At 66.0% G+C, this 11,291-nt stretch carries 10 protein-coding genes and 2 pseudogenes; 6 read left to right on the top strand and 6 right to left on the bottom strand.

Annotated elements, in window-relative coordinates; translation table 11 throughout:
• The 4 genes and pseudogenes from F3J14_RS30610 to F3J14_RS30595 all read right to left on the bottom strand — a co-directional run.
• Nucleotides 1-436: pseudogene (locus F3J14_RS30610) on the bottom strand (dihydroorotate dehydrogenase electron transfer subunit); the annotation flags it as partial.
• Nucleotides 437-475: 39 nt separating this feature from the next.
• Nucleotides 476-1,723: an MFS transporter gene (locus F3J14_RS30605; RefSeq protein WP_166726110.1), complete on the bottom strand. Its 1,248-nt coding sequence runs from the start codon at nucleotides 1,721-1,723 to the stop codon at nucleotides 476-478.
• A gap of 151 nt (nucleotides 1,724-1,874) precedes the next feature.
• The gene (locus F3J14_RS30600; RefSeq protein ID WP_166726109.1) at nucleotides 1,875-2,198 is read right to left on the bottom strand and encodes a hypothetical protein; all 324 of its coding nucleotides are present in this window, start codon (nucleotides 2,196-2,198) and stop codon (nucleotides 1,875-1,877) included.
• 104 nt (nucleotides 2,199-2,302) lie between these two features.
• Nucleotides 2,303-3,376 (bottom strand): porin, encoded by a 1,074-nt coding sequence (locus F3J14_RS30595; RefSeq protein WP_166726108.1) that lies wholly within the window; start codon nucleotides 3,374-3,376, stop codon nucleotides 2,303-2,305.
• A gap of 332 nt (nucleotides 3,377-3,708) precedes the next feature.
• Between F3J14_RS30595 and F3J14_RS30590 the strand changes: the two genes are divergently transcribed.
• The gene (locus tag F3J14_RS30590) at nucleotides 3,709-4,623 is read left to right on the top strand and encodes a helix-turn-helix transcriptional regulator (RefSeq protein WP_006754637.1); all 915 of its coding nucleotides are present in this window, start codon (nucleotides 3,709-3,711) and stop codon (nucleotides 4,621-4,623) included.
• A gap of 202 nt (nucleotides 4,624-4,825) precedes the next feature.
• On the opposite strand, the gene F3J14_RS30585 is transcribed toward F3J14_RS30590, so the two are convergent.
• Nucleotides 4,826-5,710, bottom strand: a complete 885-nt coding sequence (locus F3J14_RS30585) for a PhzF family phenazine biosynthesis protein (protein WP_166726107.1) — start codon at nucleotides 5,708-5,710, stop codon at nucleotides 4,826-4,828.
• 28 nt (nucleotides 5,711-5,738) lie between these two features.
• On the bottom strand, nucleotides 5,739-5,918 hold the full coding sequence (locus F3J14_RS30580) for a hypothetical protein (protein WP_247682315.1): 180 nt from the start codon (nucleotides 5,916-5,918) through the stop codon (nucleotides 5,739-5,741).
• Nucleotides 5,919-6,107: 189 nt separating this feature from the next.
• Between F3J14_RS30580 and F3J14_RS30575 the strand changes: the two genes are divergently transcribed.
• From F3J14_RS30575 to F3J14_RS30555, 5 genes and pseudogenes are all read left to right on the top strand, one after another.
• Nucleotides 6,108-7,706 (top strand): cobalamin-dependent protein, encoded by a 1,599-nt coding sequence (locus tag F3J14_RS30575; protein ID WP_166726106.1) that lies wholly within the window; start codon nucleotides 6,108-6,110, stop codon nucleotides 7,704-7,706.
• Entirely contained in the window at nucleotides 7,706-8,317 is a 612-nt protein-coding gene (locus tag F3J14_RS30570) for a LysE family translocator (protein WP_166726105.1), read from the top strand. Before F3J14_RS30575 ends, F3J14_RS30570 begins: the two co-directional genes overlap by 1 nt.
• A gap of 377 nt (nucleotides 8,318-8,694) precedes the next feature.
• The gene (locus F3J14_RS30565; protein WP_166726104.1) at nucleotides 8,695-10,098 is read left to right on the top strand and encodes a GGDEF domain-containing protein; all 1,404 of its coding nucleotides are present in this window, start codon (nucleotides 8,695-8,697) and stop codon (nucleotides 10,096-10,098) included.
• 366 nt (nucleotides 10,099-10,464) lie between these two features.
• The gene (gene msrB, locus F3J14_RS30560; RefSeq protein WP_166726103.1) at nucleotides 10,465-10,980 is read left to right on the top strand and encodes a peptide-methionine (R)-S-oxide reductase MsrB; all 516 of its coding nucleotides are present in this window, start codon (nucleotides 10,465-10,467) and stop codon (nucleotides 10,978-10,980) included.
• A 36-nt stretch (nucleotides 10,981-11,016) separates the two neighbouring features.
• Nucleotides 11,017-11,291, top strand: a pseudogene (locus F3J14_RS30555) (cytochrome c biogenesis protein DipZ); the annotation flags it as partial.

Below are 11,291 nucleotides of genomic sequence, written 5' to 3'. Positions count from 1 at the left end.
GCTGCACGAGCGGCGCCATCGTCGCGAGACCGACGCCGCGCGCGACGAGCAGCAGCCGTCGCGCACCGGCGTCGAGCGTGAACGGGCGGCCGAGCGGCCCGACGATCGACAGCCGCGCGCCGACGCCGAGCTGCGCGAGCGCACGCGTGCCTTCGCCGGTCACGTTGTACAGGAACTCGATTTCGCCGGCGCCGGGGCCGACGCCGTACACGCTCATCGGGCGCGGCAGGAATGGCCGGTGCAGATCGCTGACGGGGCAGACGAGCTGATAGAACTGGCCGGCCTGCGTGACGCTCGCGAGCGGCGCGTCGGCGCGCACGCGCAGATAGCGATAGCGCCGGTTCACCGCGCGATGCGCGACCACGTCGCACGCGTGCGTGGCGACCGTGGCCGCCCACGGCTGCGCGCAGGCGCGCGCCCCGTCGATCACGTCCATCGTTCTCTCCTCGTTACGGTTGGGCGGGAGGCACGCGCGTCAGTCGAGCGCGCGGTCCTTCAGTTCCGGAATCAGCGTGACCGTGACGATCATGTCGAGCACGTACAGCGCGGCCAGCATCGCGATCGCGATCTGAAACGAATAGCGCGCGGCGAGCGCGCCGACGACGAGCGGCCCGAGGCCGCCGATCGCACGGCCGACGTTCCACAGCACGTTCTGCGCGGTCGCCCGCACCGCGGTCGGGTACGCTTCGGACATCAGCGTGCCGTAGCCGCCGACCATGCCGTTCACGAACATGCCCATCAGCGCGCCGGCCCACAGCATCGTGGCCGAGTCCGTCAGCCGCGAATACGCGACCACCATCGCCACCGCGCCGAGCTGGTACAGCAGGAACGTCGGCTTGCGGCCGATCCGGTCGGCCAGGTGTCCGAACAGCCAGACGCCGGCCATCATCCCGAGCACGGTCACGGCGGTCCACAATCCGGATTTCGTCAGCGAGAAACCGAGCTGCTTCGACAGGAACGTCGGCATCCAGATCATGATCCCGTAGTAGCCGAAGTTCTGCACCGCGCACAGCACGACGATGCCGATGCTCGTGCGGGTCGTGCGCGCATCGGCGAACAGCAGCCGGAAACGCGCGCCCGTGCGCGCCGGCTGCCGGCTCCGGACGAACACTTCCGGCTCGTGCAGCTTGTTGCGCAGCACCCAGGCGACGATCGCGGGCAGCACGCCGATCGCGAACATGCCGCGCCAGCCGACGCTCTGCAGCAGCAGCGGCGTCAGCAGCGACGCCGCGAGCACGCCGCTCTGCCAGCCGAGCGCCACGTACGACGACACACGGGCGCGCTTGGCTGCAGGCCACGCTTCGGCCGCGAGCGCCATGCCGATGCCGAATTCGCCGCCGAGGCCGATGCCGGCGATGGTCCGGTACGCGAGCAGATCCCAGAAGCCCTGTGCGAACGCGCACAGCCCGGTGAACACCGCGAAAAGCAGGATCGTCCAGGTCAGCACGCGCACGCGGCCGTAGCGATCGCTGAGCGCGCCGAAAATCACGCCGCCCGCGACCGCGCCGACCAGCGTCCACGTGACGAGCGCCCCCGCCTGCTGCGCGCCGAGCTGCAGCGACGCCGAAATTGCCGGCAGCATGAAGCCGAGGATCAGCAGGTCGAAGCCGTCCATCGCATAGCCGATGGCCGAGCCGGCCAGCACTTTCCACGCGTAGCGCGACACCCGTTCGGGCGGTGCGCCGGCGGGCGCGGCCGCGGAGGATCGAAGGTTCGCTTCCATGATTGTCCGTATCGTGAGGAGGGGATATCGATGCCGGCGGTCCGCCTTGCGGTCGTTTGTCGTTTTTTTTAGACAGACTGACCACAACCCGATCGTCGGCATCGCACAGCTTAAGGGCGTGGCCCGGGCAGATTCGCGCCGGCGTCGCGCATCAGACGACCAGTTCCTTCGACACCTGCGCGGCGAAGCCGTTGAGCGCCGCGAGCAGCACGTCGTCCGAGCCCCCGCTCGCATCGCTCAGCCGCCGCGCGTGCTCGCGCAGTTCGGCGAGAAACGCCTGCACCGTCTCCGCGCAGACCGCCACGCCCTCCTGCCGTTCGGCGAACGTCGCGGCCGCCTGTGCGAGCAGCACCAGCGCCGCCGATTCCCGCCCGTGCGGCGCCGCCGCGTCCCGGCAGCGCGTCGCGAACCGGTGAATGTCGGAAAAGCCGACGACGTCCTGTGCCAGCCACTGCGTGGCGTCCATAAGGTTCATGCTCTCCTCCTCGTCTAAATATTTAGACTACCCGCATCAAAAACGGAATGCAAGCGTCCTGTGTATCGGGGTAAACCGGGAAGCCTCGCATCGCGATGCCTGCGTCAGAAACGCGTGCGCAGGCCCGCGCCGTACGTGATGCCGGTCGACAGCCCGCCGACGTGATCGACCTTGATCGCCGAATAGAGGTCGGTGCGCTTCGACAGCAGATAGTCGTAGGCGAGCGCGCCGGTGCTGCGATGCGCGCCGTCGGCGAGCGCCCCGCTCGAATGCGTATACGCGTAGCTCGCCAGCAGCGAACCCACGCCGATCGGCACGCTGACGCCGGCCTGCAGCGTATCGCCGTGGAAGTTGCCGCGCTGTGCGCGGTTCGCGACGTTCATGTACTGCGCGAACAGCTTCACGACACGCCAGTCGTACAACGCGCCGACCTGCACCGTGCGCTGGCTCGACAGGCCCGGCGCCGCGGCGAGCGCGCCGTCGAGATCGCCAGGCGTCGCGCTGAAATTCACGTACTGGAAGACCACGGCGGCCGCGAATGCGCCGCGCGCGTAGTTCGCGTTGACGCTCCATTTCTTCGCGCCGTTCCGGCCGGCCGTATTGCCGAGTGCATACAGCAGCCCCGCATTGAATCCGCCGAACGTCGGGCTCGTATAGGCGAGCGCGTTGTTCCACGCCGAATCGCCGACCACGCCCTCGGCGCCCACGCCCTTGAACGTGTGGAAGATCATCGGCGAGAACGTGTACGAATTGAACAGCGGGTTGAACTGGATCGTCGCGAGATACAGCGGCGTCGTGATCCGGCCAAGACGAAGCTGGCCGAACCGCGTCTGCAATCCCGCGTACGCATTGCGCGAAAACAGGCTGTCCCCGGCGTAGCGGCCGTACGCGCCGCTTTGCGGTTGAAAGTAGCTTTCGAGCACGAAGAACGCCTTGTTGCCGCTGCCGAGATCCTCGCTGCCGCCGAGCCCCCAGAACGACGTCGTCATCCCGCCGCCCGACTGCACGAGCGCCGTGCGCCCGCCGGGTTGCTTCACCGAACCGACGAAAGCGTCGCCGACGCCGTACAGCGTCACGCTCGACTGCGCGTGCGCGAGCGGCGCGACGCCAATGGCGCTTGCCGCGCCGGCCATCAGGAATCCTGCCCGAAATCGGGCGCGCGGGGTGCGCAACGTCATGCTTTTCTCCTCCCGGCGCAATGGGCCGGCACGTGGGAATGTTTGGAAGGTGCGACGCCTCTATCGCCGACAGCGTCTGCGCGCTCGCCGTTCGTCCAAATATTTAGACGATGTGCACGCGCACCGACACGGCCCGGTCGCAGGCCGTTACCGCGCACAAGACGAGCGCAAGCCGCAGGTGTGCGAGCATCCGTTGTCGGCTACGTTAAAATACCGGATACAAAAAAATAGACAAACATCGATCTTCGCGATGCCCCCGGCAGGATGGCGGCGCGGCGCGGTCGCGCAACCCGGTGTCTGTCGATTTTTCACCCGCCACCTAGAGGTACTTCATGTCCACCGCCGGTTCCCGAAAAACGCGTCTGCGCGGCGCGCGCTTCGACTTCGACAGCATTGGCGAGCGCTTGCGCGCGTACCGGATGGCTGCCGAGTTGCGCAGCGAGGATGTCGCCGAGCGCCTGAACATCTCGCGTGCGGCGGTCTACAAGCTCGAACGTGGCGAGATTGTAAAGATCGATACGCTCGAGCGGCTCGCCGCGCTGTTCGGCGTGTCGCTCGCGAACCTGATGGGCGTCGAGGTCGAGTATCACGATTCGGCGATCAGCTATTTCGAGCGCATGCGGCAGATCGAGAGCCGCTCGCAGCGGATCTTCGCGCATTTCGATCCGTTCTCGTTCCTGCTGACCTCCGACGATTACGAAGGCTGGCTGCGCCAGATGCTCGAGGAAAGCATCCCGCCGTCGCTGACCGATGCCGCGTGGCGGCAGACGCTGTCGAAAGTGATGGCGATCCTCGCGGACCGGAAAGCCGCGTTCCGGCGCGCACCGCTGAACGTGACGAGCCTGATCGGGCTGCGCCAGATCGAGCAGTTCCTGCACCACGGCCTGGTCGGCCGCCTCGGGCTGCCGCCGGGCGTGCAGCTCGAGCGCAAACTCGCCGCGCGCCGGGAAGTGATGCGGATCGTCGGGATGCTCGAGGACGATGCGAAAGGCGTGCGTATCGGCATCGTCAGCGACAACCTGCCGAACGAGACCTTCCAGATCTTCGAGGACGACGACAGCGCGCATATCGCGGTATCGCCGTTCCGGCTCGGCGAGTTGCCGAACATTCGTACCGGCATCGCGACGATCACCACGTCGGCGGATGCCGTCGCGATGTACCGGAAGATGATCGACCGGCTGTGGGCCGATTCCACGAAGGGGGCCGACGGGGCCAGGCTACTCGTCGACCTGCTCGACCGGGCGTAGTGCGGCGTCGCATCGACCACGCGCGATCCCGGTTGACCCGCATCGCGCGCGTTCCTACTGTTGACGTTCGCAGATTCTGCTAATGGTGTCCGTTCGAGCGCTAATCGTGTCCGACTATTCCGCGAATGCGGGGCGGCGTCGTATCCAGTCTTGTTCACACGCCCGCCAGCGGCTGTGGACGTCCGTCGTCCGCCCGCCGCGATTAGGAGGCCGGCCCGACGACGCCGACAAACGGCACGTCGCGCACGAACACGCACTCGCCCGCGACGCGCGGCGTCGTGCCGGGGCCGGCCATCGACACGATGAGGCGCGCGTTCGCGCAATCGGCGCCGCCCTGGTCGATCACGACGTCGCCGACGTCGTCCGGGAAGCCCGCATGGCGCACCACGGTTGGCGCGATGCCCGCGGTGGCCATGTCCTCCTGCGTACCGCAGCGCAGCGGGAAGTGCCGCGCGACGAGGCGCGGCGGCGCGTCGTCACACACCGCGTAGACGTAGAGGCCAGTCGTGTCGAGGCGCGTGCACAGCGCGTCGCGGCGCGCCGGGTCAATCGTGATGTCATGCATCGCGGCCGCGTCGGTCAACGCGACGAGCAGCTTCTCGCGCGGCGCGCCGATCGAACGCGCGAGCGTCGCGCCGGCCGCGTGCAGCACGTCTGGGCTCGGCAGGCCGAGCGCGCCCAGCGCGTCGGCGAGCGCGTCGTCGCCGTCGATTCGTTGCGCGCGCCCCGCTTCCTGCAGGTACGACCAGCGCCCGTGAGCATCCTGCCCGACGCGAATCGTCGCGCCGCCGACGTCGAATAACTGCTCGGTTCCACCGTTGTCGTGCTTGGCACGCCATGCGGCCGCGGCCAGCGCGCCATGCCCGCAGAACGCGATCTCGCCGCCAGGCGTGAAGAAACGCAGGCCCAGGCCGGACGGCGTCGCGCCGCGTACGATCCACGTGACTTCGCTCTGTAGCCGCTCGGCCATCGCCGTGCACGCGCCGATGTCCACGCGTTCGCGCGCATCCGTCGCGAACACTAACGCGGCATTGCCGCGCTGCCCATTTGTGCTGAATGCATGCACCTGTACGCCATGCCTCATCATCAGTTGCAACCCTCGTCGTTACCGTTGTCTATGCGAGCAGCGACGCCACAGCGGGAAACGCGCGCTGGAACGCTTCCGCATGCGTGATCGCCTGCGTCGCGCGGCGGCTCGCCTGCGCACCACGCTGCAGCGCGACGCGCTCGTAATAGGCCCACACGCCCTGCTGCGACGCGATGCACTCGAACGCCTGGCGCTTGCGCGCCCACACGTCGTCTTACAGGAAATAGCGCACGCACGACGCGGGATATCCGGTTTGCGAACCTGCGATAGCTGACAGGTTCCGGTTCAAGGGCTTTCTCTTACATTAGCGAGATCGAGGGCGGCCCTGCGCGCGGAGGCGTGCGCCGGCCGATTGTAGTTCGCCAGATAAGATCCACAATACGGAGAGAACGGCGCCATGGGCGAGCTGAGGGCCGTCGTATTTTTCATCAACCCGCCGAACAGTAACGATCTGGATGCAGACCGCGCGGGCGAAGCGGACGACATCGTCGTATCGAAGGGCATTCAACATACCGACTGGGCCAATTTCCCCCATCTCGGCATCCTGTCGCTGGCGTCCCATATCGATGCAATGCCTGGCTTCGAAGGTTGTTACATCGACGGCGTGATTCATCCCCTCGACCGCATCCTTTCGGCCATTCGCGAGCGGGCCGGCCGTACGCTCGCCGTCTGTCTCAGCGCGATCACGGCCAATTACGAGGCCGCGATCCGGATCGCCCGCGCGGTCAAATCCATCGATCCGCAGATCGCGATCGTGGTCGGTAACGATCATTTCACGGCATTGAGCCGAGAGATCCTCGATCGCCACGGCGAAGTGATCGATTGCGGCTTCGTCGGCAACGAAGTGTATGCCGGCCTGATCAACTACCTGAAGGATCGGCAGCGATCGCGGGCTGCCGGCATCTACCCCGGTTCGGTCCGTTTTGAATCCGGACGGATCGTCGCCGATCCGGCGATTCAGGAAGCGGTGAACCGCGTCATCGATTACAGCCTGATCGACCGGACCTTGCCGCATACCGCTGTCTATACGGAGAATTTCACACGACGCCTGGGCCGCCGGATCCTGGCGCTGACTGGGCGGCAGGTGCGCAAGGGCGTGCCGGTCGAAATCGGGCGAGGTTGTATCAAGTTCAGCGGCGACGATGCCTGCTCGTTCTGCTCGATCCAGTACGGCAGCATGTGGAAGAACGAGCTGCCTGCGGACCACGCGTGGTCCGCCATCCGCAGCGCATGGGAGGCGGGCTACGATTACCTGTACGTGACGGCCGACGAACTACCGCTCACGTTCGCGCGGCTGATGCTTGACATGGCGGAGTCGCCGCCACCATGGTGGCGCGCATTGTCGGCGGACGCGCGTCCGGTGCTGGTCGGCTACGCGCGCGCGGACGGCATGGAGAAGGAGCAGGTGCTGAAGGCCATGCGTGAGATCGGCTTCCGTATTCTGTTCGTCGGCGTCGACGCAGGCGCCGCGCGTTCGCTGCAGGCGCTCAACAAGCCACTGCGGAACAAGGACCCGGTAGCGGCCGCGCAGCGGATGGCCGACGCCAATTTGCGGGCACTGCACAACGCGCGCACGCATGGCGTGGCGATCAAGGCGGGATTCGTGCTGGGGCATCTGGGGATGAACGAGGAGTTGCTGGAGGAAAACATCGAGACCTACATCGCGTTTCTGCAGGCCGGGCGGGATGTGATCATCAGCGCCGATATCGAATTGCTGTCGCCGGAACCGGGCTCGAAGGACTTTCGCTATCTGACCGATCCGGACGAGGCTGAGACGACGGCGGCACGATTGGGGCTCGCGATCGGCAACCGCTCGCTGCGGCAGGTTGTGGCCGATCGTTACCTGACCGTCGATATCTTCGATCGCGAGGCCGCCATCGACGACTATATCGGCGTGTTCATGCCCGAACTGTCGAAGGAGCGGCTCGCCGCCGCACGCGATCGGGTGCGCAGCGAATGCGGCCGGCTCGGCATCGTGATCGGAGACGATCTCTGATGTCGCCCGAGCAAGCGCTGTTCTTCGGCCTGACCTGCATCGGCTTCGGCTTCATTCCGGGACCAGCGCTACTGCAGACCGTGTCGTTGACGCTTCAGCACGGGCGACGGGCCGGGCTCCTGTCCGCGCTCGGCATTCACCTCGGCGCCTTTTTCCAGATATGCATCGTGGCGCTCGGTGCGGTCGTCGTGCTGAAGACATCGCCGATGCTGTATCACGCGCTCAAGGTGGTCGGCGGCACCTACCTGATCTGGCTCGGCATCCAGCGCATCCGTACGCCTGCGAGGCAGGACGCGGCGATCAACGTGCCGCGCAACGTCGTGTCGTCGAGCGCGTTCATCGAGGCATCGAATCCGAAATCGGCGCTGTTCTATTTCTCGTTCCTGCTCCAGTTCACCGATCCGGGCGCGTCGCTCGGGCTCGGCTGGCAACTGTTCTTGCTCGGTGCGTGCGCGAACCTGCTGTTCTCCGCCGCCGACGTGCTCTGCATCGTGCTTGCCCATCCGTTGCGCGCCCGCGTGGCATCGGGGGAGCAGGCGCTCCGGATCGGCCAGTTGCTCGCCGGCACGTTGTTCATCGTGTTGGGCGTGATCGCGATCGTCGGCGATTAGCGCGGGAATACTGTTGAAGTTCGTAGATTCTGCCAATGGTGTCCGTTCGTGTGCTAATCGTGTCCGATTATTCCGCTAATGCGGGGCGGCCATGGTCAAGCTGCGGAACTGAGCCCCGGCACGCCGTTGGCAAGATGTTTCCCGAGTTGCGCCGAATTCTAAAACGATAGTGTTGAAGCGCGACATAGGCGTACACCACGGCTCAATGTCGAAACCTCCTAGATTTGTGATCCGATACGCGTCAACCAATCTTGTAATGCAATGGTCAAGCGCCGCCGCCAGCTATGGACGCCGGCAGGGACGGGACGCGTGAAAGCCTGTTCGGATGCGTCAGCTTACCTATACTGGATTCACCTGACGAAACCCCGAGGCCAAGCATGAACGTCAATGTTGCCGCCCAGGAGCCCACGAGCGGGGTCCAGCTGGTTACCCGCGGCTATGCCAAGCTCGTACTGGCCGGCTTTGCGCTGGTGCCGGCGTATCTGATCGCCTACCTGTACTTCTTCCAGGCCCCGTCGCTGAAATTCGAGAATCATGCCTTCCACGAGTTGGCGATCGCGGTCGCTACGCTCGAGGGCGTGTTCGTCACCTATGTCTGCTGGCGGTGCTATCGGCTGTCGGGCGAGCCGCTGCTACGCTGGCTGACGCTCGGCTTTTTGGGCTTTTCGCTCGTCTATGCGTTGCATGGCGCGTTCACCGGCATGGCGCATCACAATATCTGGCTGTTCCTGCTGTACGGGCCGGCCTCGCGCCTGACCATGTCGATCCTGCTGCTCGTCGGCCAGCTCTCGTACAGCCGGCCAGCCGACAGCGCAATCCGCCGCGCCGATGGCCGCGTCTGGCTGACGTGGATCGTGCTGTTCGGGCTGATCGACGTGGTGGTTGCGGTGATTGCTTACTCGCCGGTGGCCGGCGCCCCCTGGGTGCGCCTGTCGATGGAAGGCGGAGCCCTGGTGTTGTCGACCGTGAACGTCGTCGCGCTGGTCGTGCGCCGCATCCGCTCGCCGCTCATGACGATCTACGGCATCTCGGTGACGTCGTTCGCGCTGTCCTCGCTCGCCTTTATCCTCGGGCGACCATGGAACCATATGTGGTGGCTGGCGCATGCGATCTTTGCCGCGGGCTTCGTGCTGCTGAGCTACGGTGTTGTGCAGGCCTTTCATACGACCCGCTCGTTTTCGAAAATCTACAGCCAGGAAGAGCTGTTTGCCCGCTTGAGAGACGCGATGGCGAGGACCGAGCGGGCCCTGCAGGAACTGCAGCGGACCAACGAGAAGCTCGAACACATGGCGACGACAGACTCGCTCACGGGCGCGGCCAACCGGCGGCAATTCATCGAAAGGGTGGAAGTGGAAATTGCCCGGGCGAAGCGCAATGGCGCGCCGTTCTCGTTGCTTTCGCTCGACCTTGATCACTTCAAGGCAATCAATGACAGCTACGGGCATCAGGCGGGCGACGAGGTGTTGCAGCGCTTCGTCAACAAATGCGCTGATGCGATCCGGCCGTACGACGGCGTCGCGCGGGTGGGCGGAGAAGAATTCATGGTGCTGCTGCCGCAAGCCGCGCTGGATACCGCCAAGGCGATCGGTGAGCGGATTTGCGCAGCGATCGCGGGTGCGCCATTCGAGGCCGGCATCGGCAAACAGATCGCGGTTACCGTAAGCGTGGGCGCCTGCGAATTCGGCCGGGACGGCGAGACGATCGACGCGATCCTGCGCAAGGCGGACGAACGCCTATATCGCGCGAAGCATCAAGGTCGCAATCGGGTTGTAACAGCCTAGTCGGCAGGCAATCTCCTGCTGGTCCCGCCGCATCGCCGTCATGGTGAGCGGCGAGTGCCCCTCGTGCGAGCATGCCGGTCTCCGACGCGTAGGCAATCCGCGCGGCAGGCCCGGTAATCGTGAGCTCAGGACGAGCCAACTTTAGTACTAAAAAAACACTAAAAATCGCGGCGCGAACTGGCGTTCGGTAAATATCGGCGGCTCACCCGTTCGAGGGCCCTTGCCAGTTGGCGCTTCGACGGATTCCACCGCCCCCCGCGAAACACCCCAACCATCACAAATCCTTTAACTTTCCGTGAGGACTTAGACACCGGCCGCTGCCTACTCTGTGCGCATGTTTTCAGGACCTGCTTCAAGGAGCCCGTCATGCCCACCCGCAGACATCTGCTGTTCGCCGGCGCCACCGGCCTCGCCACGCTCGCGGCGCTGTCGTCGGCCGGCCGCCGTGCGCTCGTCGGCCGCGCTTTCGCCGCGCCGCCCGCCGCCCCGTTCGAGATTACCCGCAGCGACGCCGAATGGCGCCGCCGCCTCACGCCCGCCCAATACACGGTGCTGCGCAATGCCGGCACCGAGCCGCCGTACAGCAGCCCGCTGAACGCCGAGCACCGCCGCGGCACGTTCGCGTGCGCCGGCTGCGACCTCGCGCTGTTCTCGTCCGACACCAAATTCGAGAGCCACACCGGCTGGCCGAGCTTCTGGAAGCCGCTCGACCACGCGGTCGCGACCGAGACGGATCCGTCGTACGGGATGGCGCGCACCGAAGTGCACTGCCGCCGCTGCGGCGGCCACCTCGGCCACGTGTTCGACGACGGCCCGCCGCCCACCGGCCTGCGCTACTGCATGAACGGGCTCGCGCTCGCTTTCCACCCGGCCGCCGCCTGACGGGCCGCCGCCTTCTGAACGACCGGAGACTGCCCCATGCTGCTCATCGTCCTTGCCTATCTCGGCGGCGTCCTCACGATCCTGAGCCCGTGCATCCTGCCCGTGCTGCCGTTCGTGTTCGCGCGCGCCGACCAGCCGTTCGTGCGTACCGGCCTGCCGTTGCTGATCGGCATGGCGCTCACGTTCGCGCGCTTCATCACGTACGAGCTCGTGTGGTTCGAGATCGTGCTGTGCGGCGTCTACATCCTGACGCAGCTCACGCGCGACGCCAGCGAGAGCCTGTTCTCCGCGAACCTGTCGAGCGGCAAGCA

Source organism: Burkholderia sp. Tr-862 (assembly GCF_011753085.1).
Classification (GTDB): Bacteria; Pseudomonadota; Gammaproteobacteria; order Burkholderiales; family Burkholderiaceae; genus Burkholderia; species Burkholderia ambifaria.
The sequence above is the reverse complement of the archived record's forward strand: the minus strand, read 5'-3'. Positions and strand labels throughout refer to the sequence as shown.

Bases quoted from the DNA above. Each gene is read 5' to 3' on its own strand.
- F3J14_RS30600 (WP_166726109.1), bottom strand. From the start codon at position 2,198: ATGAACCTTATGGACGCCACGCAGTGGCTGGCACAGGACGTCGTCGGC.
- F3J14_RS30565 (WP_166726104.1), top strand. From the start codon at position 8,695: ATGAACGTCAATGTTGCCGCCCAGGAGCCCACGAGCGGGGTCCAGCTG.
- msrB (WP_166726103.1), top strand. From the start codon at position 10,465: ATGCCCACCCGCAGACATCTGCTGTTCGCCGGCGCCACCGGCCTCGCC.
- F3J14_RS30590 (WP_006754637.1), top strand. From the start codon at position 3,709: ATGTCCACCGCCGGTTCCCGAAAAACGCGTCTGCGCGGCGCGCGCTTC.
- F3J14_RS30595 (WP_166726108.1), bottom strand. From the start codon at position 3,376: ATGACGTTGCGCACCCCGCGCGCCCGATTTCGGGCAGGATTCCTGATG.
- F3J14_RS30585 (WP_166726107.1), bottom strand. From the start codon at position 5,710: ATGATGAGGCATGGCGTACAGGTGCATGCATTCAGCACAAATGGGCAG.
- F3J14_RS30575 (WP_166726106.1), top strand. From the start codon at position 6,108: ATGGGCGAGCTGAGGGCCGTCGTATTTTTCATCAACCCGCCGAACAGT.
- F3J14_RS30570 (WP_166726105.1), top strand. From the start codon at position 7,706: ATGTCGCCCGAGCAAGCGCTGTTCTTCGGCCTGACCTGCATCGGCTTC.
- F3J14_RS30605 (WP_166726110.1), bottom strand. From the start codon at position 1,723: ATGGAAGCGAACCTTCGATCCTCCGCGGCCGCGCCCGCCGGCGCACCG.